Annotated in this window: 19 protein-coding genes; 16 read left to right on the forward strand and 3 right to left on the reverse strand. The window is 73.8% G+C overall.

Features of this window, described 5'->3' with window-relative positions; all coding sequences use genetic code 11:
- Positions 1-55 precede the first annotated feature (55 nt).
- The 16 genes from lanL (at position 56) to ACIBEJ_RS07000 (ending at position 17307) form a co-directional block, all read left to right on the forward strand.
- Positions 56-2839 carry a class IV lanthionine synthetase LanL gene (lanL, locus tag ACIBEJ_RS06925; RefSeq protein WP_397181663.1) on the forward strand — a complete coding sequence of 928 codons (2784 nt, stop codon included), beginning with the start codon at positions 56-58 and terminating at the stop codon, positions 2837-2839.
- Complete coding sequence (locus tag ACIBEJ_RS06930; protein WP_397181664.1) at positions 2836-4584, forward strand: alpha/beta hydrolase family protein; 1749 nt, start codon at positions 2836-2838, stop codon at positions 4582-4584. The genes lanL and ACIBEJ_RS06930 overlap by 4 nt, the downstream gene beginning before the upstream one ends.
- Positions 4585-4758: 174 nt before the next feature.
- Complete coding sequence (locus ACIBEJ_RS06935; protein ID WP_397181665.1) at positions 4759-4884, forward strand: ALQxL family class IV lanthipeptide; 126 nt, start codon at positions 4759-4761, stop codon at positions 4882-4884.
- A gap of 39 nt (positions 4885-4923) precedes the next feature.
- Entirely contained in the window at positions 4924-5046 is a 123-nt protein-coding gene (locus tag ACIBEJ_RS06940; protein WP_397181666.1) for a hypothetical protein, read from the forward strand.
- Positions 5047-5242: 196 nt separating this feature from the next.
- On the forward strand, positions 5243-5365 hold the full coding sequence (locus ACIBEJ_RS06945) for an ALQxL family class IV lanthipeptide (protein WP_397181667.1): 123 nt from the start codon (positions 5243-5245) through the stop codon (positions 5363-5365).
- Positions 5366-5389: 24 nt separating this feature from the next.
- Complete coding sequence (locus ACIBEJ_RS06950) at positions 5390-7135, forward strand: ABC transporter ATP-binding protein (protein ID WP_397181668.1); 1746 nt, start codon at positions 5390-5392, stop codon at positions 7133-7135.
- Entirely contained in the window at positions 7132-8931 is a 1800-nt protein-coding gene (locus ACIBEJ_RS06955; protein WP_397181669.1) for an ABC transporter ATP-binding protein, read from the forward strand. Before ACIBEJ_RS06950 ends, ACIBEJ_RS06955 begins: the two co-directional genes overlap by 4 nt.
- Positions 8932-8942: 11 nt before the next feature.
- On the forward strand, positions 8943-9974 hold the full coding sequence (locus ACIBEJ_RS06960) for a radical SAM protein (RefSeq protein WP_397181670.1): 1032 nt from the start codon (positions 8943-8945) through the stop codon (positions 9972-9974).
- 272 nt (positions 9975-10246) lie between these two features.
- Complete coding sequence (locus ACIBEJ_RS06965) at positions 10247-10486, forward strand: hypothetical protein (protein ID WP_397181671.1); 240 nt, start codon at positions 10247-10249, stop codon at positions 10484-10486.
- A gap of 275 nt (positions 10487-10761) precedes the next feature.
- A complete protein-coding gene (locus ACIBEJ_RS06970; RefSeq protein ID WP_397181672.1) occupies positions 10762-11712 on the forward strand; it encodes a cyclase family protein in 951 nt (316 codons plus the stop codon).
- A 117-nt stretch (positions 11713-11829) separates the two neighbouring features.
- Positions 11830-13005, forward strand: a complete 1176-nt coding sequence (locus ACIBEJ_RS06975; protein ID WP_397181673.1) for an alpha/beta fold hydrolase — start codon at positions 11830-11832, stop codon at positions 13003-13005.
- 37 nt (positions 13006-13042) lie between these two features.
- Positions 13043-13615 carry an RNA polymerase sigma factor gene (locus ACIBEJ_RS06980; protein ID WP_397181674.1) on the forward strand — a complete coding sequence of 191 codons (573 nt, stop codon included), beginning with the start codon at positions 13043-13045 and terminating at the stop codon, positions 13613-13615.
- Positions 13612-14397: a zf-HC2 domain-containing protein gene (locus ACIBEJ_RS06985; protein WP_397181675.1), complete on the forward strand. Its 786-nt coding sequence runs from the start codon at positions 13612-13614 to the stop codon at positions 14395-14397. The genes ACIBEJ_RS06980 and ACIBEJ_RS06985 overlap by 4 nt, the downstream gene beginning before the upstream one ends.
- A complete protein-coding gene (locus tag ACIBEJ_RS06990; RefSeq protein ID WP_397181676.1) occupies positions 14394-15230 on the forward strand; it encodes an ABC transporter ATP-binding protein in 837 nt (278 codons plus the stop codon). Before ACIBEJ_RS06985 ends, ACIBEJ_RS06990 begins: the two co-directional genes overlap by 4 nt.
- Complete coding sequence (locus ACIBEJ_RS06995; RefSeq protein WP_397181677.1) at positions 15227-16666, forward strand: hypothetical protein; 1440 nt, start codon at positions 15227-15229, stop codon at positions 16664-16666. Before ACIBEJ_RS06990 ends, ACIBEJ_RS06995 begins: the two co-directional genes overlap by 4 nt.
- Positions 16657-17307: a hypothetical protein gene (locus ACIBEJ_RS07000; RefSeq protein WP_397181678.1), complete on the forward strand. Its 651-nt coding sequence runs from the start codon at positions 16657-16659 to the stop codon at positions 17305-17307. Before ACIBEJ_RS06995 ends, ACIBEJ_RS07000 begins: the two co-directional genes overlap by 10 nt.
- Here the strand turns inward: ACIBEJ_RS07000 and ACIBEJ_RS07005 are convergent.
- From ACIBEJ_RS07005 to ACIBEJ_RS07015, 3 genes are all read right to left on the reverse strand, one after another.
- The gene (locus ACIBEJ_RS07005; protein WP_397181679.1) at positions 17296-19131 is read right to left on the reverse strand and encodes an alpha/beta fold hydrolase; all 1836 of its coding nucleotides are present in this window, start codon (positions 19129-19131) and stop codon (positions 17296-17298) included. The genes ACIBEJ_RS07000 and ACIBEJ_RS07005 overlap by 12 nt on opposite strands.
- Positions 19132-19200: 69 nt before the next feature.
- On the reverse strand, positions 19201-19758 hold the full coding sequence (locus ACIBEJ_RS07010; RefSeq protein WP_397181680.1) for a TetR/AcrR family transcriptional regulator: 558 nt from the start codon (positions 19756-19758) through the stop codon (positions 19201-19203).
- A gap of 33 nt (positions 19759-19791) precedes the next feature.
- Complete coding sequence (locus ACIBEJ_RS07015) at positions 19792-20232, reverse strand: pyridoxamine 5'-phosphate oxidase family protein (RefSeq protein ID WP_397181681.1); 441 nt, start codon at positions 20230-20232, stop codon at positions 19792-19794.
- Positions 20233-20270 lie beyond the last annotated feature (38 nt).

Consider the following 20270-nt stretch of genomic DNA (forward strand, 5'->3'; position numbering starts at 1 on the left):
TGCATCCGGGCCCGGTTCGGATCCGACGACAAGGGTGGACGGCTGGGGCAGGGAGGTGTCTGAAATCACCGTGCACACGCAAAATGATGATCATGTCCTGTTCGATGTCGCCGCCGCGGCGATGGCGCGGGCCGTACGAGGGTGCCAGAACCGGTCGCCGGACGAGCCTGGAGGTGTTCCCGGCTGGCGCATCGAACCCGGAAGCCCCTGGACGCATGTCACGCCCGACGACTCGTCCGACAGGGCGCAGGGCTGGAAGCTGCACGTCTCGGCGATCCCGCTGTCTGCGCCGGTGGTGCTCGCCCGCGCCGTGGAGGTGCTCGCCCGCCACCGGTGCCCGTTCAAGTTCGCCGCCACCCTGGACGACCTGGCGGGGCTGGTGGCCCGGGAGCAGAACCGCGGGTCGGTCGGCAAGTTCATCACGGTCTACCCTCCGGACGACGACGCCGCGGTGCGGATCGCCGAGGATCTGGACCGTGCCACCAGGGGGTTGCCCGGCCCGCCGATCCTCTCGGATCGCGCCTACCGCGCCGGCAGCCTCGTCCACTATCGCTACGGGGTGTTCTCCGCCCCGAGTGAGCTTGGCAACGACGGATCGTACGAGTCCCGCCTGACCGCCCCCGACGGCACGCGGGTGCCCGACGCCCGCAACGCCTGGTACTCACCGCCGGAGTGGGCCGCGTGCCCGTTCCCCTCGGGCCGGGCACCGGCGCGGACCACGCCACCGGAGGCGGTGCTGCTCGCCGACCGTTTCGTGATCCGCAAGGCGCTGCGGCACGGCTCCAAAGGCGGCGTCTTCCTCGCCGAGGACCGCGTGGAGGGCGGTCAGGTCGTAATCAAGCAGGCTCGGCCGCATCTCGGGGCCTCGCTCGACGGCACTGACGGCAGGGACCTGCTGCGGCACGAGGGCCGAATGCTCGAACTGTTCGGTTCGTCCGGCGTCACCGCACGCAAGGTCGCGCTGTTCGAGAGTGGCGAAAATGTCTTCCTTGTCCAGGAGTGTCTGACCGGCATCCCGCTGTCGGCCTGGGTTGCCACGAACCGCCCGTCGCGCCTCGACGCCCGGTGGCGCGACCGGGTCGTTCGCATCGCGCGGCGGCTGTGCGACCTCGTCTCCACGGTGCACCTGCAGGGGCACGTGTTCCGCGACCTCACGCCCAGCAACGTCATGGTCCTCGATGACGACGACTGCCGGCTCATCGACCTGGAGATGACCGTATTACGCTATGAGGAGGTCGGGCGGGCCTATACTCCCGGCTACGCGCCGCCTGAGCAGAGCGGGGGGCCCGTGCACGGCCCCGCCCCCGGTCCCGCCGCGGACCTCTACGCGCTGGGGGCGTGCCTGCTCTACTTGACCACAGGCTCCCCTCCGCCGGCGGCCGGGGACGCCCCGGCCGGGCAGCGCGACTGGGCGGAGCGGCTGGGCGACCTGGTGCGGGTATCCACGGCCGGAGACCCGATCGCCATGGCCTTCGCCCCTGCGGTCGCCGGGCTGATGGCCGAACGGCCGCAGGACCGGTGGGGTATGGACCGGCTGCGAGCCTTCCTCGACGGCACCGTCGCGCGGACCGGCGTGTCCGGGCGTGGCATCGGATACCGACTCGCCGCGCCCGACCGGGAACGCCTCCTGGACGATGGGCTCACCTACGTCCTACGCAGCGTGGTCGTCGGCGTGACCGAGGGTCGCCGGGGTGGCCTGTGGCCCTCCGGCGGATTCGCCGCGACCGCCGACCCGTGCGCGGTGCAGTACGGCACCGCGGGTGTCCTGACCCTGTTCGCAGGTCTCGCGGGCCCGGCCGGAACTGCGGAACGGCCCGGTGGCCGCGCGCCCGGCCGCCGCGAGGAGGTGTTGGCGGGGTTGCGCCAGGTGGCCGGATGGACCGTCCGGCGGCTCACCGGGGAGCCGCGGCCCTCACCGGGACTGTACTTCGGCCGCGCCGGCATCGCCTGGGCGCTGTTCGAGGCCGCCGGCGCGCTGGGCGAGCAAGGCCTGCGCGCCCAGGCCTTGCGTATGGCCCGCGACCTGCCGACGGAGTGGCCCAACCCGGACGTCTGCCACGGGCTGGCCGGAGCGGGACTGGCCCAGTTGCACTTCTGGCACGCGACCGGTGACCAGGTCTTCGCCGGACAGGCCGCCGCCAGCGCCGACGCCCTCGTCAAGGCCGCGCTGAGCGAAGACGGCGGAGTCGTCTGGGAGGTTCCGGCCGATTTCGACTCGGCGCTCGCCGGTGTCAGGCACTACGGCTTCGCCCACGGCGTGGCGGGCATTGGAGCGTTCCTCCTCGCCTCCGGCACGGCGTTAGGCCGTGACGATCACCTCGACCTGGCCGTGGCCGCCGGCGAGACCCTGCTGGCCGCCGGCGTCCGCGATGACGACGCCATCTGGTGGACCGAGGGGCCGGGCAGTACGACGAGGTTGCCGCACTGGTGCAATGGGTCCTCCGGAGTGGGCACGTTCCTGGTGCGGCTGCACGTCGCCACCGGTGACCACCGCTTCAGGGAGGCGGCGGAAGGAGCCGCCCGCGTGGCCCACTTCCAGCGTTTCGGCTCCGGCACCGCCGCCTGTCACGGCCTGGCCGGAGACGGGCAGTTCCTGCTCGACATGGCGGATCTGCTCGGCGAGCCCGGCTACCGCGCTCAGGCGGAGGAGATCGCCGCCTCGCTGTGGGCGAACGCCGTACTTCACGACGGGCTCCTCCTCGTGCCCGACGAGAGCGGCGTGGAGCTGACACTGGGCTGGAACACCGGCATGGCCGGCGTCCTGGATTTCCTGCTGCGGCTCGGCCATGGTGGCCCCCGTCCCTGGATGGCCGACGCGGCACCTGGGAACCCCGCGTGAGTGCCGCACGGTCGCGGTCCGGCCTCATGGACGCCCGGCGGCTCAACTTCCGCTTCTCCGGAGACGGCACCCGGCTCGCCTGCCTGTCGGGCGGCGCCGATCTCACCGTCGGCCTGTGGCGGCTGACCGGCGACCGGCCCGAGACGGTGCCCGTACCTGTCGGCGGCCTGACCGTCTCGACGGTGCCGATCCCCACCGGCGACGACGGGGTCATCCTGTGCCGCATCGGCGAGCAGGGGACGCACCGTCTCGCCCTGGCCCGGCCTGGGAAGCACGGCGAGGCGGTCGCCCGCGAGCTGGCGGTGGTGCGCGGCGACGGCCTGCGCTCGATCCCCGGCCCGGCCGCGGGGCCGGCCGGGCTCGCCTTCGTCAACGACCGGCACGCCACCACCGTCCTGCGGCTGACGGCGGGCTCCGGGACTTCGAGGGTCCTGTGCGTGGTGCCGGGAACGCTGCGCGGCGGTGTCTGGCTCGACGAGCGGGGCGACCGCCTGGCGGTACGGCGGGACGACACAGGGCGTGGGGCCGTGCTCGACCTCCAGACCGGCGAGCTGAGCGCCCTGCACGACGGCCTCGCGGACACTCACCTGCTGTGCCACGCGCCGCGTGCGGGAGTGTCACTGGTCGCCACGCGGTTCGACGACGCCTACCGGATCGGCCTGCACCGGGAGGGCGAGGAGCGCGCCGTGTTCCCCGATCGGCTCAACCGGATCGAGGGGGTCGTGACGCCGCTGGCGCTCGAACCCGGCGGGCGAAGGGCGGCGTTGGCCGTGACCCGGGGCGCGCGCTCTCACCTGCTGCTGCACGACCTCGCCGCCGACACCTCCGAGGAGATCGACCTGCCGCCGGGAACGCTGCTCCCGGTCGCCGCGTGGAGCGACGGCGGCCTGCATGTCGTGCACAGCACGCCGGACCAGCCGCCCCACCCCGTCCGCGTGCGGAATGCGGCCGGGCGCGCGGCCCCGCGCCGCCCGCGGCTCTCGCCCTGGATCCCCGCCCGGCTGATGGACGTCAAGGCGGCCGAGGGGACGATGGAGGCCGTCGTCTACGGACGGCCGGAGCAATGCGAGCACGTCGTCATGGCGCTGCACGGAGGTCCCGAGGCCGCCTGGCAGCTCGCCTTCGAGCCGACTCTGCAGCGCATGGCCCTCGGGGACATCGCGGTCGTCGCGCCGAACCAGCGCGGCAGCACCGGGTACGGCCCGGCGCATCGGGACGCCATACGCGGTGTCTGGGGTGGTCCCGACCTGGCCGACGTCCTCGCTCTGGGCCGGTGGCTCGCGCGCGCCCGGGGGGCCGACCGGCCCGCCCCCCTGCTGTACGGCGCCAGCTACGGAGCGTTCCTCGCACTGCTCGCCGCCGCCGCGAGCCCCGGACTGTGGTCTCGCGTAGCGGTCGTCGCTCCGTTCGTCTCCGGGCCCGCTCTGTACGAGGACGGCCCGCCACCGGTCCGGGCGTTGCTGGACCGGCTGCGCGGCCGGGACGAAATCCTCGACGAACTGGGTCCACGCGACCTGCTCCGGCTCGCGGGGCACCTCGATCTGCCGGTGCTGATCGTGCACGGGGCAGAGGACCCGATCATTCCGGTCGCCCACTCCAGGCACCTGCGTGACCGGCTGCCGGACCTGACCTACTTGGAGATCCCCGGAGCGGGTCACGACCCGCTGGCCGAGGCCGGCGGCGACGAGCTCAGGGAGCGCGTCGCCGGGTTCCTCCGCGGCGACCCTCCGCGCATGGCCGTCTGACCGGCTCTCGCGCCACCAAGCCCCGCCTGAGGCGTCCGTCCGCCGTGGCACGCCGCGGCGCACGCCGCGGCGACGCGGGCACGCCGAAGGTGGGAGCCCGCCGCGAACGGCGGCGGGCTCCAACCCCCAAGAGCTCCAATCCCAAGAGCTCCAACCAGGAAAGGAAGGTCGTCCATGGAACTGGACGTCACCGCGCTCGACATGATCCCCGCCGTGGAGGAAGAGCGACTCTACCCCTGCTCGATCACCTGCGAAGGAATCACCTGCAAGGGCAGGACCTGCCGAATCACCACCACCTGACACCCGTAAGCCGCAATCCGCATCGAAAGGAAAATGATCATGGAACTCGACATCGCCGTACTGGACCTCTTCCCCGTCGAGGAGTCCCCGCTCGCCGCCTGCACCGAGACGTGCGCGCACACCTGCACCGGCAAAACCTGCAGCTACACCTATATCTGGTGACAGAGGAAGCCTGACCGCATGAGGTGAGGCCGCTGGTCCCGTGAACGGGATGGCGGGCACGCGTCCGCGATCCCGTTCACGGGAGGACCTGCGGGTTTCACCGCCATCACCCGGCACCGGCGTCCGGACCGCGAAAAAGTGGCCCTCGTCCGTGGTCCCGTCCTTGACCCAGACCATTCCGTAGAAAGGCCTCGCCATGGAACTCGACGTTACCGTCCTCGACATGTTGCCCAGCGACGAGGAAGTCCTCCTGTACCCCTGCGCCTGCACCTGCACCCGCTCCACCGATCAGACGCAGACTCGCCCCACCGTGGGCTAGCCCACACGGAAGGACGAGATCAGGATGCGCGATCCGGGCCGGGCCGTCACATACGCCGACGCCCACCGTCTTCTCGGCGACCTCGCCCGGACGACGCGGACCCCTCTGCTCGTCGTCGCCGCCGCGACCCTGGTGTCGTCGGGCGCGGCTCTCGCCCTGCCCGCCGTACTGGGGACGGCGGCGGACGCGGTGCTCGCGGGACGGGGCACGGCCGTCGCGGTCGCTTGGCTCGCCGGCCTCATCCTGCTTGCCGCGGCCGCCGAGGTCGTCGGCGGCGTGGCCGGCGCGGTCGCCATGACCTCGGGCACCGCGGGGCTCAGGACGAGATTCATCGACCACGTGCTCGACCTCGACGTCGTACGCGCCCGCCGGTTCCCGGCGGGCGACCTCGCCAGCCGTCTGGGCGGCAACGCCATGACGGCCGGTCACGTGCCGCTGACGCTGCTGCGGGCCGTGGCCGGGCTCCTCACTTCCATCGGAGGCGTCATCGCCCTGTTCGGCATCGACACGCGGGTGGGGCTGGCGTTCCTGGCGGGCGTGCCCCTGCTGCTCGTCGCCGTACGGGTGTTCGTCGACCGGGCGTCCCAGCTGTACGGCGGCTACCAGGACGCCCAGGGCCGGCTGGCCGGCCGGCTCCTGGACACCCTGGCCGGCGTCCGCACGGTGCGCGCCTCCGGAACCACCGAACGGGAGATCGGCAGGGTGCTCGCCCCGCTCACCGAGCTGTCAGCCGCCGGACGCGCCCTATGGCGGGCCCAGGCGAGCAGCGTCTGGCAGGTGTCGCTGCTCCTGGTGCTCATCGAGCTGCTGGTGCTCGGCGTAACCGGGCTCGGCATCGCCGAAGGCGTGCTCGCCCCCGGGTCGCTGCTGGCCGTCGCGGGCTACACGGCCCTGGCCATGACGGTGATGGACCAGTTCGACACGCTGCTCGACCTGATCGACTCACGTGCCGCCGCGATACGCCTGTGCGAGGTCCTCGCGCTGCCCGGCCAGCGGCGGGGCGACCGCCCGCTCCTCCCCGGACCAGGATCGCTGTCCTTCAACGTCGTGACGGTGGCCGCGGCCTCGATGCCCGTGCTGCGGCGGCTGGACCTCCACGTGCCCGCGGGCCTGCTCACCGCCGTCGTCGGCAGCTCCGGCTCCGGCAAGAGCACCCTCGCCCTCCTGGCCGGGGGGCTGATCGACCCGACCGAAGGCGAAGTCCTGCTGGACGGCCGGCCGATACGCGACATCGACCCCGTGGTGCTGCGCGCCGAGGTCGCGTACGCGTTCGAACGCCCGGCCCTCCTGGGTCCCGATCTCGGCTCTGCCATCGCTTACGGCCTGGCCGCGGACCGCGAGCACGTGGCCGCGACCGTGACCGCCGCCGCCCGCGCCGCGCGGATCGACGACGTGGTACGGCGGCTGCCCCTTGGCTATGCCACGCCCGTGGACGCGGTCCCGCTGTCCGGCGGCGAGTTCCAGCGTCTCGGGCTCGCCCGCGCGCTGGCCAGGCGTGCTCGCCTGACCGTGCTGGACGACGCCACGTCCAGCCTGGACACGGCCACCGAGGCCGAGGTCATCCGCACGCTGACCGAGGGCATGCGCGGCCGCACCCGGCTGGTCGTCGCCCACCGGACCACCACCGCCGCGCACGCCGACCTCGTGGTGTGGATGGACAACGGCCGCGTCCGCGCCCGCGGCACCCACGCGGAGCTGTGGCATGACCCCGCTTATCGAGCGATGTTCAACGCCACCGGGGATGACCGGGATGAAGGGGACGGCCGATGACCGGCACGCCCCTGATCAGGCCCGGCGACGGCGCCGGGCGGCTGCTGGTCAGGCTGCTCGCGCCACGGGCCCGCCCGCTCGTCGTGGCGGCGCTCTGGTCGGCCGTCGAGGCCGCGCCGAACCTGCTGTCCGGCCTTCTCATCGCCAATGCGGTCGATCGCGGCTTCCTGCCGGGAGACGCCGGCACCGGGTTCGCCTGGCTGGCGGTCCTCGGGGCGGCCATGCTGCTACAGGCGGCCGCCACCAGGTTGATGTTCCCCGCGCTCGCGGCCGTGGCCGAGCCGCTGCGCGACGACCTGGTGACCGCCGTCGTCACCGCCACCGTGAACCGCGCCGTCGCACTGGCCGAGCCGCCTGACACCGCGGCGATCACCCGGCTCACCGAACAGGTCGAGATGGTGCGCAATCTGGTCTCGGCGCTGCTGCGCAGCGCGCGGGCGCTCGGAATCTCCCTGGTCGCCGCGTTCACCGGGCTGGTGCTGCTGTCACCGTCGCTGGCCGCCGCGGTCGCGGTGCCGGTCGCGCTCTCTCTGATCGTGTTCGTCCTGCTGCTGCGGATCCTCGTCACCCGCCAGCGTGCGCTCATCCTGACCGGCGAGCGGTTGACCAGCGAAAGCACGCCCATCCTGGCCGGCCTGCGCGACGTGGCCGCGTGCGGTGCGCAGCGGGAGGCCCGCGTCACGGTCCGGGCGGCCATCGACGCCCAGGCGGCGGCCGGGGTTGCGCTCGCGTGGGCCGGCACCACCCGGCGGCTCATCGTGACGCTCGGCGCGCACGTGCCCCTGCTCGTGTTGATCCTGGCGGCCAGGCCGCTGATCGAGGGCGGGCACCTCAGCGCCGGCGAGGTGGTCGGCGCCGTCGCCTACCTCGCCACCGGTCTCGACCCGGCCCTGCGCTCGCTCGTCGGGACGGTGAGCGGCTGGGCGGTGCCTCTGGCGGTCACGCTGCGCCGGATCGCCGAGACCCTCGCGCCCCCAGCCGTGACACCCCCGCCCACCCCGCCGCGAGTCGCCGCCGTCCCGGCCGGCCACCGCATACGCCTGGAGCGCGTCACCTTCGCCTACGCCCCGGGGGCGGCCCCGGTCGTCCGCGATCTCGATCTCGAGGTCGAGGAGGGCGAGCACCTGGCCTTGGTGGGCCCGAGCGGAATCGGCAAGTCCACCTTGTCGATGCTTCTTACCGGCCTTCGCGTGCCCACCCGGGGCCAGGTGCTGCTGGGAGGCGTGCCGATCGGCGCGGTGCCGCCCACGACGCTGCGCTCGGCCGTCGCACTGGTACCCCAGGAGGCGTACGTCTTCTCAGGTACGGTCGCGGAGAATCTCGCCTACCTGTGCCCCGGCGACGCCGAGGCTGCCAGGGAGCGCATCGGGGAAGCCGTCTCCGCCGTGGGCGCGGAACGGCTCGTCAGCCGGCTCGGCGGCCTGTCCGCCCTGATCGAGCAGCCGTCGTGGTTGTCGGCGGGGGAACGACAACTGCTCGCGCTGGCCCGGGCCCACGCCTCGCCCGCCCGCGTCGTCGTACTCGACGAGGCCACCTGCCACCTCGATCCGGCCGCCGAGCACCGCGCCGAGACGGCGTTCGCCGCGCGCCCCGGAACCCTCATCGTGATCGCTCACCGCATGAGCTCCGCGGTCCGGGCACAGCGGGTCGTCCTGATGGACGGCTCCCAGGTGCTCGCCGGATCGCACCGCGAGCTGGTGAGCCGCTCACCCCTGTACGCGAACCTGGTGGGCCACTGGACCGGCGGCGACCCGTCGATGCCCGCCGCCACGCCGTACCGACCTCTCCCGCGATGAAAGGCCACTCCATGAACGACATCCTCGACGGACCCACCGACGTCATCTGGGACGTCACCTACGCGTGTCCGCTCAGATGCCAGCACTGCTACTCCGAGTCCGGACGCCGGCCCGCCCGCCAACTCGGCCGCGACGACATGCTCAAGGTGGCCGAGGCCATCGCCGCGCTGCGGCCCACTGCGGTGGAGTTCGCCGGCGGCGAGCCGCTGCTGGTGCGCGGGCTTCTCGACGTGGCGGCGCGGATCTCGCGAGCGGGCGTCGCGGTCAACCTCTACACCAGCGGGTGGACGGTGACGGCCGGCGTCGCCGATCGGGCCGCGGAGGCGTTCTCCCGGATCACCGTCAGTGTGGACGGGGCCGACGCCACCGTCCATGACCGCGTCCGAGGCCGCGCCGGCTCCTTCGAACGGGCCATGCGCGCACTCGCCCACCTGGAGACCATCTGGAGGCGGCGGGTCGCCGAGGGGTCGGCGCCACTGAACTACGGCGTCGACTTCGTGGTCGTGCGCAGCAACTTCCACCAGATCGAGGAGTTCTGCGCCACTGTCGCTCACCGCTTCGACGGGCTCGGCTTCGTGAACTTCGGCGCCGCCGTACCGTCCGGGCTTGCCAGCAGACCCGGATACGCCGAAGACGAACTCCTGCCGGACGACCGGCTCGACGAGCTGACCGATCCCGAGTTCGTCGGGCGGCTGTCCGCGCTCGCGCCGGACACGGTACAGGTACGCACATCGGACAACTACGTCCTGCTCATGCATCCCGGCGCCACCGCCCAGGGCGCGGGGCCGCGGCTGATGCACGTCGAGCCCGGCGGAGAGGTCCGCGCCATGCCGATCTACGAAGGGACCGTGGGCAGCCTGCTCACCGACGTCCCTGTGGACGTGTGGCGGCGTGCTGTCGAGCGATGGAGTGACCCGTTCGTCGTGGAGACACTCACCCCGGTCCGCTCAATGACCGATTGGGCCGAGGCGGTCAGGCGCATCGACCGGCGGTTCGGCACGCCTGAGGTGCTGGCGCGCATAGCGGCCCGCGGCGTGGTCTGAAACTCGTCGTCGCCGGGCATCGCCGTCCCGGCGGTGCCTGCCCCGGTCCGGGACCGGTGTCCCGGCCGGGACGTCGGCGGGACGCTGCTCACATGCGGGCGGGACGCGGCATACGGCACGCTTGGCGGCGTGTCCGACCCCTCTGCCGCCGGCCGCACCGGATCACCGACGTACCGTCGATGGCGTCCCCGGCCGACGGAGCTCCGGAGGTCGATCCCGAGGCCGCCGCGTCGGGCGATCGGCGCCTGGCGTCGGGCGCGATAGCGCTGGCCGTGTCGTCTGTCCTGGCTGCCATGGTCGCCACCGGGATCGACCTGGCGACGGGGACGGTGACGCGGCCGGAGGCGCTCGACTGGGCGGTGTGGTCCTCGACGGTTGCCTGCGCGGCCTTGGCGATCGCCGGCGGAGTGCTGGTTGTGCGGCTGCCGCGCCACCTGATGAGCTGGCTGCTGATCGCGGGCGGGTTGGTCGCGGGCGGCAACGGCCTGTCCGCCAAGTCCGTCGCGGGCTAGGTGTTCTGGCCTGAGAGGTTAGGCACGCGAGTGCTCGGGCTCGACCACGTCTCCTGCCCGTGGGCGGGTGGATTCGGTCGGCACCGGTGGCCGCCAGGTGGTCGTGCGCGCGGGCCGGGAGGGGATGGTGCGCGTGCCGTACGACGAGCTGGTGCCGGCGGTGGGCGCGGCCCCCGCGCTGTAGGGCCTGATCACCTGCCTGGCGCTGCTCGTCCCGGTCCTGGTGTCGTAGGTTCTAGTAGCATGCCAGCTCCACGTGACCGGAGGAGTCTGGGATGACACGGCCGAGGCCCACGCAGGACGACGTGCTCGGCTACTTCGACACGCTGTCGAACTGGGGCCGGTGGGGCGACGACGACCAGCTCGGCACGCTGAACCACATCACCGACGAGGTACGGCTGGCGGCGGCGCGAGCCGTACGCCATGGGCGGAGTGTGTCGTGCGCGTGGGAGGTGGCCGTGCCGCAGGAGATGGAGCGCTCGACCACGACGTGCCCGTGCGCCGCCGACATGCCGGGCGCCGAGAACATGCCGGTGGCGGCGTTCCGCGACGACCGGCACTGGGGCTTTTCCACCGAACGGCTCGGCCTCACCTTCCACGGCAACACCGTCACCCACCTCGACTCGCCGTGCCACATCTACTGGGACGGCAAGATGTACAACGGCCGCTCGCACGAGCTGGTCGACGCCGAGACCGGATCGGCGTGGGGCGCCGTCACAGCGGCGGCCGACGGGATCATCACGCGTGGCGTCCTGCTGGACGTGGCGAAGGTCCGTGGCGTGCCGTGGCTGGAGCCGGGCCAGGGTGTGCACCCCGACGACCTGGAGGAGGCCGAGCGCCGCCAGGGCGTCCGGGTGCGCTCCGGCGACGCCGTGCTGCTGCGGACCGGCTATGGCCGCCTCCGCCACGAGGCCGGCGACTCCGGCGGCGTCACGCAGGCCGGCTGGCACGCGTCCTGCCTGCCGTGGCTGCGTGAGCGCGAGGTCTCGCTGATCGCCGCCGACACCCCCCAGGACGTGCAGCCGTCCGGCTACGCCGACGTGCTGATGCCGGTCCATGCCGTGAGCCTGGTCGCGATGGGCCTGTGGATGCTCGACAACTGCGACCTGGAGGCGTGCGCGGCGACGGCCACCGAGCTCGGCCAGTGGGACTTCCACCTGGCCGTCGCCCCGGTCCGCCTCGCCGGCACCTCCGGCAGCCCCGTCAACCCGATCGCCACCTTCTGAGCGCTGGTACCCGTCGCTGTCCCGCGTTCCTGTTCGGGAGCTCACTGCACCCTCAGAGACGGAAGGAGCGGCGACCGTTACACGTAAGGCCCGCCGCGTTCCAGCACACTTGACGGCATGAACCACACCAAGGTGCTCTTCCCCGGCTCCGGTGGGGAAGAGCTCGCCGGTCGCCTGGAGCTGCCCGCGGGTCCGGTGGCGGCGACGGCGCTGTTCGCCCACTGCTTCACCTGCGGCAAGGACTCGGTGGCCGCCTCCCGCATCTCCCGGGAGCTGGCCGCCCGCGGCGTGGCCGTGCTGCGCTTCGACTTCACCGGCCTCGGCCAGTCCGGCGGCGACTTCGCCAACACGACCTTCACCTCCAACGTCGCCGACCTGGTCAGCGCCGCCGCGCACCTGCGCGAGACGATCGGGGCGCCGAGCATCCTCATCGGGCACTCGCTGGGCGGCGCCGCCGTACTGGCCGCGGCCGAGCTGATCCCCGAGGTCAAGGCGGTGGTCACCATCGGCGCTCCCGCCGACACCGCGCACGTGGAGCACCTGCTCGGCTCCTCGCGGGCCGAGATCGAGGCGAACGGCGTGGCCGAGGTGGTGCTGGCGGGCCGGCCGTTCCGGATCAGCGGCGCGTTCCTGGACGACATCAGGGAGCAGGACCAGCGAAAGCGCATCGCCGGCCTGCGCCGGGCCCTGCTGGTCATGCACGCCCCGCTGGACGAGCTGGTGAGCGTGGAGAACGCCAGGCTCATCTACGACGCGGCCCGCCACCCCAAGTCCTTCGTCTCACTCGACGGCGCCGACCACCTGCTCACCGACCGCAGGGACGCCACCTACGTCGCCGAGGTGCTGGCCGCGTGGGTCGGCCGCTACATCGACCTCAAGCCGCGCGACGACGGCGAGCGCGGCGTGGTCACGGTCGAGGAGACCCACGCCGCCAAGTTCCAGCAGGCGGTCACGATGGGCAGGCACCGGCTGCTGGCCGACGAGCCCCCCTCGCTCGGCGGCGCCGACTCCGGGCCCGGCCCCTTCGACCTGCTCCTGGCCGCGCTCGGCACCTGCACGTCGATCACGGTCCGCATGTACGCCGACGCCAAGCAGATCCCGCTGGAACGCGTCACGGTGTCGCTGCGCAGGAAGGGAAAGCACACGATCGTCAAGGACCTCGTCCTCATCGGCGGCGACCTGAGCGCCGAGCAGCGCGACCGGCTGCACGAGATCGCCGACAAATGCCCGGTCCACCGCGCCCTGACCGGCCCGCTGACCATCGAGAGCCCCCGGGACCCGCGGTCCGGATGAGCGAACCGGCGCGCGCCGGCGCTGCGATAGACACGATGTGAGAGCGTTTCCCTTCCGGCGGCGCGAGCTGCCCGAGGTCACCTCGGACAGCACCGACGCCGAACTCGTCGCCGCCGTCGCCGCGCGCGCCACCGGCGCGCTGCGCCTGCTGCACCGGCGGCACGCCCCCTGGCTGCGGGCCCGGCTGGCCAGGCGCTGCGCCGACCGGGACGCCGTGGACGACGCGCTGCAGGAGACGTTCCTGGCCGTGTGGCGCTCGGCCGGCCGCTTCCGCGGCGACAACGTCGCCGGCTGGCTGTGGACGATCGCGATCCGCCGCCTGATCTCGGCGCTGCGCGGCAGCGGCGCCCGCTGGATCGGCTCCGGCGTCGAGCCGGACGACGGTTCGCCGGTCGCCTCGGCCGAGGACGTGGTGCTGCTCAACGTGGAGCACGGCGATCTCGGCAGCGCCCTGACCAGGCTGGCGCCCGAGCTGCGCGCGGTCATCGAGGCAACCGTCCTGGACGGTCTGACGACCAAGGAGGCCGCCGGTCTCCTCGGCATTCCGGAAGGCACGGTCAAGACCCGCGCGATGCGGGCCAGGGCCCGGCTGCGCGAGGAGCTGTCATGAGCTGGCACATCCCCGATGACCTGCGCGAACGCTATCTCGACGGGGCGCTGGAACCGGCGCTGGCCATGTCGGTGGACGCCCATCTGGAGCGGTGCGCGGGCTGCCGGGCGGCGGTGCCGTACGACGAGGACTGGCTGGAAGGCTCGTGGGCGCGGCTGGAGGCCGCGCTGGTGACGGCGCGCCCGGGGCCGGTGGAGCGGATGCTGCGGCACGGCGGGGTGCCCGACCACCTGGCCAGGCTGCTGTCGGCGACGCCGACGCTGAGCAGGGCGTGGCTGGTGGCGGTGGTGACGGTGCTGGCGTTCGCGGTGCTGGCCGCCCGCGAGCAGGCGGAACTGCTGCCCGCGTTCCTGATCGTCGCGCCGGTGCTGCCGCTGGCGGGCATCGCGCTCGCCTACGGCCCGCGCGTCGATCCCGCCCACGAGCTGGTGGCGGCCACGCCAATGTGGGGACCGCGGCTGCTGCTGGCCAGGGCCACGGCGGTGCTGACGGTCTCGGTGGTGCTGGCGGGGCTGGCCTCGCCGCTGCTGCCCGCGCCGCCCGGGCTGAGCGCCGCGTGGCTGCTGCCGGCGCTGGCCGCCGCCGCGGGCTGCCTGGCCCTGTCGAACCGGCTGCCCGTGCCGATCGCCGCACTCGCCGTCGGCGGGGTGTGGCTGGCCATCGTCGGCGCGGGCGGCCTGCTCGGCGGCTGGCCCGCCGTCTTCGGCCCCGCCCCGCAGATCGGGTACGGCGCCGCCGTCCTCCTGCTGACCTACCGCTTCTACCGGGGGAGCACCCGATGATCCACATCAACGGCCTGACCAAGACCTACGGCGCCAGACGCGCGCTCGACGCCCTCGACCTCACACTCGGCAGCGGCGTGACCGGACTGCTCGGCCCCAACGGCGCGGGGAAGACTACCCTGCTGCGCTGCCTGGCCACCACCCTCGCCCCCGACGCGGGAACCCTCGACGCCTTCGGGCTCGACCCGTCGGTGCGCGGCCAGCGCACCGCGCTGCGCCGCAGGCTCGGCTACCTCCCGCAGAACCCGGGCGCCTACCCGCACTTCACCGCCTTCGACCTCGTCGACTACGTCGCGATCCTCAAGGAGCTCACCGACCGCGCCCACCGCCACGCCGAGGTACGCCGCGTGCTGGCCGAGGTGGACCTCACCGGCCAGGCCGAGACCAAGGTACGCAGGCTGTCGGGCGGCATGCGCCAGCGGCTCGCGCTGGCCCAGGCGCTGCTCGGCGAGCCGGACCTGCTCATCCTCGACGAGCCGACCGTGGGCCTGGACCCCGAGCAGCGGATGATGTTCCGGGCGCTGGTCTCGCGGCTGGGCGAGAGCCGTACCGTGGTGCTGTCCACGCACCAGACCGAGGACGTCGCCGCGCTGTGCGAGCGGGTCGTGGTGATGCGCGAGGGCCGCGCGGTCTTCGACGGCACGCCCGGCCGGCTCGCGGCCGTCGCCGACGGCCGGGTCTGGCTGTCGCGGGAGCCGCCCTCCGGCGCGGAGCTGTTCTGGAAGACGGCCGACGGCCGCTACCGCACGCTCGGCCCGCCCCCGCCCGCCTCGGTCGCGGCGCCGCCCGGCGTCGAGGACGGCTACCTCATGCTGCTCGGGCAGGCGGCGTGACGCGGGCGTTGTTCGTGTTCGAGGCACGCAGGCTCCTCAGGCATCCGCTGGTGTGGGGGGCGAGCGTGCTGGTGGCGGCGCTGCAGGTGCACCTGAGCGCGGGCCAGACGCCCGACCTCACGATCGATCCGGTCCACGCGACCGGGCTGTTCACCTGCCTGGGCGCGGCGGTGCTGGTCGTGGCGAGCCTGGCCGCATCTCGTGAGGGCCGGCACGCGATGCCGGAGGGCCTGGCCGCCCTGCCGGGCGGCGCCGAGCACCGCACGCGGGCCCTGCTGCTGGCCGCGCCGCTGGTCGCCGGGCTCGCGGCGGCGCTGGCGATGGGCGGCTATCTGGCGATCCGGCTGCTCGCCGGCCCGGCCGGCGGCCGGCTGGACGTGGCGGAGCCGCTCACGGCGGTGGCCGTCGCCGTACTGGCCGCGACGCTGGGTGTGGCGGTCGGGCGCTGGGCGCGCTGGCTGATCGCCGGGCCGATCGTGGTGGCCGTGCTCGGCTACCTCATCTTCACCAACCCGGCCAACGGCCAGGCCGGGTGGCTGCTGCCGGTGATGCAGGAGCACCGTCCCGACTGGCCGCAGCGCCCGTCGCAGCTCCACCTGGTGTACGTGCTGGTCGTCGCCGTCCTCTTCGCCGCGCTCGCGCTGCTCAGGAACCGTCTGCGGCCGGTGCCCGCCGTGGCCGCGCTGGTGGCGGTGGGTGTCGCGGTGCCCGCGGGGGCCGCCGCGGTGTCCACCCCGCCGCCGGCGCGCATGCCCGTGCGGGTGGAGCTGACCCTCGCCCATGTCGACGCCCGCGTCCGCGCGCGCTATTTCGGCCCGGACGCCTACCGCTGCGCGGTCCGCCAGGGGGTCACCTACTGCGCCTTCGCCGGGTACGAGCCGTGGATCCCGCTGTGGGAGCAGGCGGTCGGGCCGGTGGTGGCGGCGCTGCCCGCCGCGCGGCGCGCCCAGGCCCCAGTGGTACGGCAGGCCAGCCCCACCTGGCGCCACACCGCCGATCCCACGGCCGTCGAGGCGCCGATGAGCTGGGGCCACCCCGACCAGCGCCGGATCCTGGCCGAGGACGTCGCGTTCTGGGCGAGCGGGCTTCGCGACGCGGCCGTGCGCGGCTTCGACGGCCGCCGCGACCGGCTGTGCGACGTGCGCGGCCAGGCCCGCACGGTGGTGGCGCTCTGGCTCGTCGGCCAGGTCGCGCCGCCCGAGGCGCGGCGCGAGCTCCATGTCGACCGCTACCTCGGCCGGCTGACCAGCCTGGACTGGGGTCCGGCCGAGATCGCATACGCCAAGGCGCTGCTGGCTGCGCCCGGCGCCCGCGCGAAGGTGCTGGCCCACTGGGACACGCTCATGAAACCCGCCACCACAGTCGCCCAGGCCCTGCCGCTGCTCGGTCTGCGGCCCGGCCCCGACGCACCGTTGGGAGCCGCGCCATGCCGGTGACCCCGCACTCCCGGCTGCGGGTGGCGTCGCTGCTGGTGCGCCCCCTCGTCCGGGCCGTCGACTGGACGCCGCTGGCCCTGGTCGCGCTGCTCACCGCCGCGCTGGCGGGCCTGGTGCGGTTCGGGCAGGTGCTGCCGGGCGGCGACGCGCTCCTGCTCATGCGCGTCAGCGGCACCCTGCTCGGCGGGGCTGCCGCGTTCGGGCTGGTCGACGCCATGTCGGCGGACCTCGGCGCCGCGGCGGTCCCCCGGTGGGTACGGCAGGCCCTGCGCTGCCTGCTGCCCGGCGCCGCCGCCGTCGCGATCTGGCTGGCCGCCTTCGCCTACGTCCTGACCCGGCTTCCCGAAGGCGCCCTGTTCCCGGTCGGCGACCTGCTCGTCGAGATGGGCGTGTGCCTGGGCATCGCGCTGGCCGCCGCGGCGAGCGCCGTACGGCTCGCGCCGGGCCGGCAGGCGGCCATGGCGGCGGTGGTGGTCCAGATGGCGCTGGTGCTGGCGACGATCCTGCTGCCGGATCAGGTACGGCTCTGGCCGCCGACGTGCGGGTTCGGGCATTGGGACCAGGCGCACGGGTTCTGGCTGGCGATGCTGCCGGTGCCGTACCTGTGGCTGGTGGTCGCCGGGCGTGACCTACGGCGCTGATCGTTCGCGCACGACGTGGGGTGTTTGTTCTCCGCGCGTCCGCGTCGCCCGGACGGTCTGGGCTACCTCGGCCGGGTGCGTGAGCTGCGGGTAGTGGCCGGCGCCGGCGATCTCGCGCACCGGATGCCGCGTGGCCACGGTGAGCGGGTCGGCGGACCCGGCGATGATCCGGACGGGGACGCCGGCCCGCTCCAGCCGGTCGTAAGCCTGCTCCAGCAGTTCGTGGGCCTGCTCGCGCGCGGCGCCCGCCGCGCGCAGCGCCGCCATCGCCCGCCGCGCGACGCCGGGCCTGCGCAGGTCGGCGGCGGCGCTGTCCACGGCGGGCCCCTCGGGCACGCGCAGCGTCGCGGCCAGCCGCGCGGGCGGCATCCGCCGCAGGGCGAGCGCCGCCAGGCGGGAGCGGGTGGCGGGCGGCTGCAGGAAGGGCGGGGCGATGAGGACGAGCCCGCCGAGGCGGCCGGGGTGATCGGCGGCGAAGCGCAGGGCGGGTCCGCAGGCCAGGGAGTGCGCGACGAGGACGGGATGGGTGCGCACCGGCTCCATCAGCGCCTCCGCCCATGCCCGCACCGGGTCCCCAGCCGCTCCCGTCCACGCCCGCGCCGCTTCCAGCGGCTTCTCCGCCGCTTCCAGCGGAGAAGCCGTCCACGTCCGCGCCGGTTCCGGCGGCGCCTCTTTCCGGGCCCGCGCCGACGCCGCGGGCGCGGAGCGGCCCAAGCCGGGCAGGTCCGGGGCCAGCACCGGGCCGTCGAGGTGCGCGGCGAGCGGCGCCCACAGGTCGGCGTTCATCGGCAGGCCGTGCAGCAGCACGTAGGCGGGGTGGTGCCGGTCGCCGCTCACCCACGTCCGGCCGCCCGCGACCGGGTGGAACCCGTAGGGGGTCAGCGCGGGCTCGGCCGTGCCGAAGCGGGTGCCCACCAAATGGTCGGCCCACGCGCGCAGCACGCCGCCGACCTCGGGCATCGCCAGGCCCGCGCGGCCGGCGAAGGCGCGGGCCGAGGCCGTCGGGTAGCGCTCGGGCGACAGGAACGACAGCGTCTCGGGATCGGTCCCGGGCAGGTGCCGCAGCAGCCCGGCGGGCAGAGACCGCCGGGGCGCCCGCGCGCCGAGGTGGGCGGCGATCTGCCCGATCATCTCCGGCAGGAGCGGGGTGTCGTCGTCGAGCACCCAGTAGTGCTCGCCCGCGGGCCCGGCCGGGATCTCCGCCAGGAACCGCGCGAGGTACCCGGCCGCCACGACCGGCACGAAGGTGTCCCGGCCGCCGGGCAGCACGGGCACCCGGCCGTTCCACAGCTCCCGCACGAGCGCGGCCGGGCCGATGTACTGGCCGGGACCGATCACGGCGCTGGGGTTGGCGATGGTCAGCGGCACCCCCAGCTCCCCCGCCCGCGCGCGCACCGCGCGGTCGCCCTCGACCTTGGACGCCTCGTAGGCGCCGAGCCGCGCGTAGTCGGGCGGCCCGCCCTGCCCGCTGACCCGGTACCCGCTCACGTGCACCAGCCGCCGCAGCCGCGGCAGCGTGGCCGCCCATTCGAGCACGTGCAGCGCGCCGGTGACGTTGACCTCCCGCGCCTGCTCCCGGGTGAGGCCGAAGGCGTAGCGTCCGGCGGTGTTGTAGACGTCGCGCGCCTCGGGCAGCCCGGCGAGCGGGCGCGTGAGGTCGGCGGTGACGACCCGCAGCCCGCCGGTGCCGGTTCCCTGCGCGCGCAGCCACGGGGTGAGGGTGTCCTCGCGTACGGCTGCCGCCACCCGTTGGCCCCTGCCCAGCAGTTCGGCGACGAGGAAGCGGCCGACGAAGCCGCTCGCGCCGAAGACGATCGCGTCCACGAAACTCCTTGAATAGATCGATCTACATATTCTCTGGCCACAGAAGAGCCCGCCGCGCGGCGGGCGGGTTCAGCCCAGCAGGGCGGCGATCTGGCGGCCGACGCGCTCCAGCGGCTCGCGGTCGCGGTGCGCCCTGGCCAGCAGCAAAGCGCCTTCGACCAGTGCGAGGACAGTGACCGCGAGGTCGTCGGCGTCCGGGCGGCCCGCCAGCCGGGCGCGCAGGTCGGCCTCCCACGAGCGGTAGACCTGTGAGCACACCTGCTGCAGGGCGTCGCTGGTGGCGGCCGTCTCCAGCGCCACGGTGGCCACCGGGCAGCCCTTGCTCCAGCCCGACTCCTCCAGCCGGTCGCCCAGGTGGCGCAGCATGCCCGTCACGAAGTCGGCCGCGCCCGGGCTCGCCTCGGCCAGGGTCCGCAGGTCCGCCGAGATCGCCTGGCCGGCCCGGCGTACGGACTCTCCGACCAGTTGGTCCTTGCCGCCGGGGAAGTGGAAGTAGAGCGAGCCGCGGGGCGCGCCGCTGTCGGCGATCACCTGGTTGAGCCCGGCGCCGTAGTAGCCGACGGCCTCGACCAGGCTCTGGGTCGCCTCCAGCAGGCGCTCGCGCGTCTCGGCCCCCTTGTTTCCCATGCTGTACAAACTAGACCGGTCTACATATTTCCGTCAACCTTTGTATTCCTTGCCCCAGTCGAAGGTCAGCCAGCGCTCGGGGCGTACCCGGATGGTCCGCATCGACCGGATGGAGTCCTCGGCCGAGTAGAAGAACCGCTCCCCCGCCTCGGTGCCCATGTACCGGACCGTCCAGCGGAGGTACTCGTCCATGTCGACCGGCTCCTCGCCGAGCACCGGGCCCTCGACCGTCACGTACTTGTAGGGCATGGCCTCCTGCTGCACGGTGAACGTCACCCGGCCCGCGGACCGGATCAGGGCCATCTTGCGGGTCTCCGGGCCGGTGGCGAACCTGAGCTCGCCGCCCGGCTCGTAGCCGTACCAGATGGGCGCGGCCATCGGGGCCGCCCCGTCGTCGCCGGTCACGCTCAGCACCCCGATGTGGGTGTCGGCCAGGAAGGTCTCCCGCTCGTCCTTCGTCATGCGCGTGGACATCGTCGGCTCCTTACCGTTGGTGGATCTCCCTTACCCAT

The sequence above is a fragment of the Nonomuraea sp. NPDC050790 genome, assembly GCF_044456745.1.
GTDB lineage: Bacteria > Actinomycetota > Actinomycetes > Streptosporangiales > Streptosporangiaceae > Nonomuraea.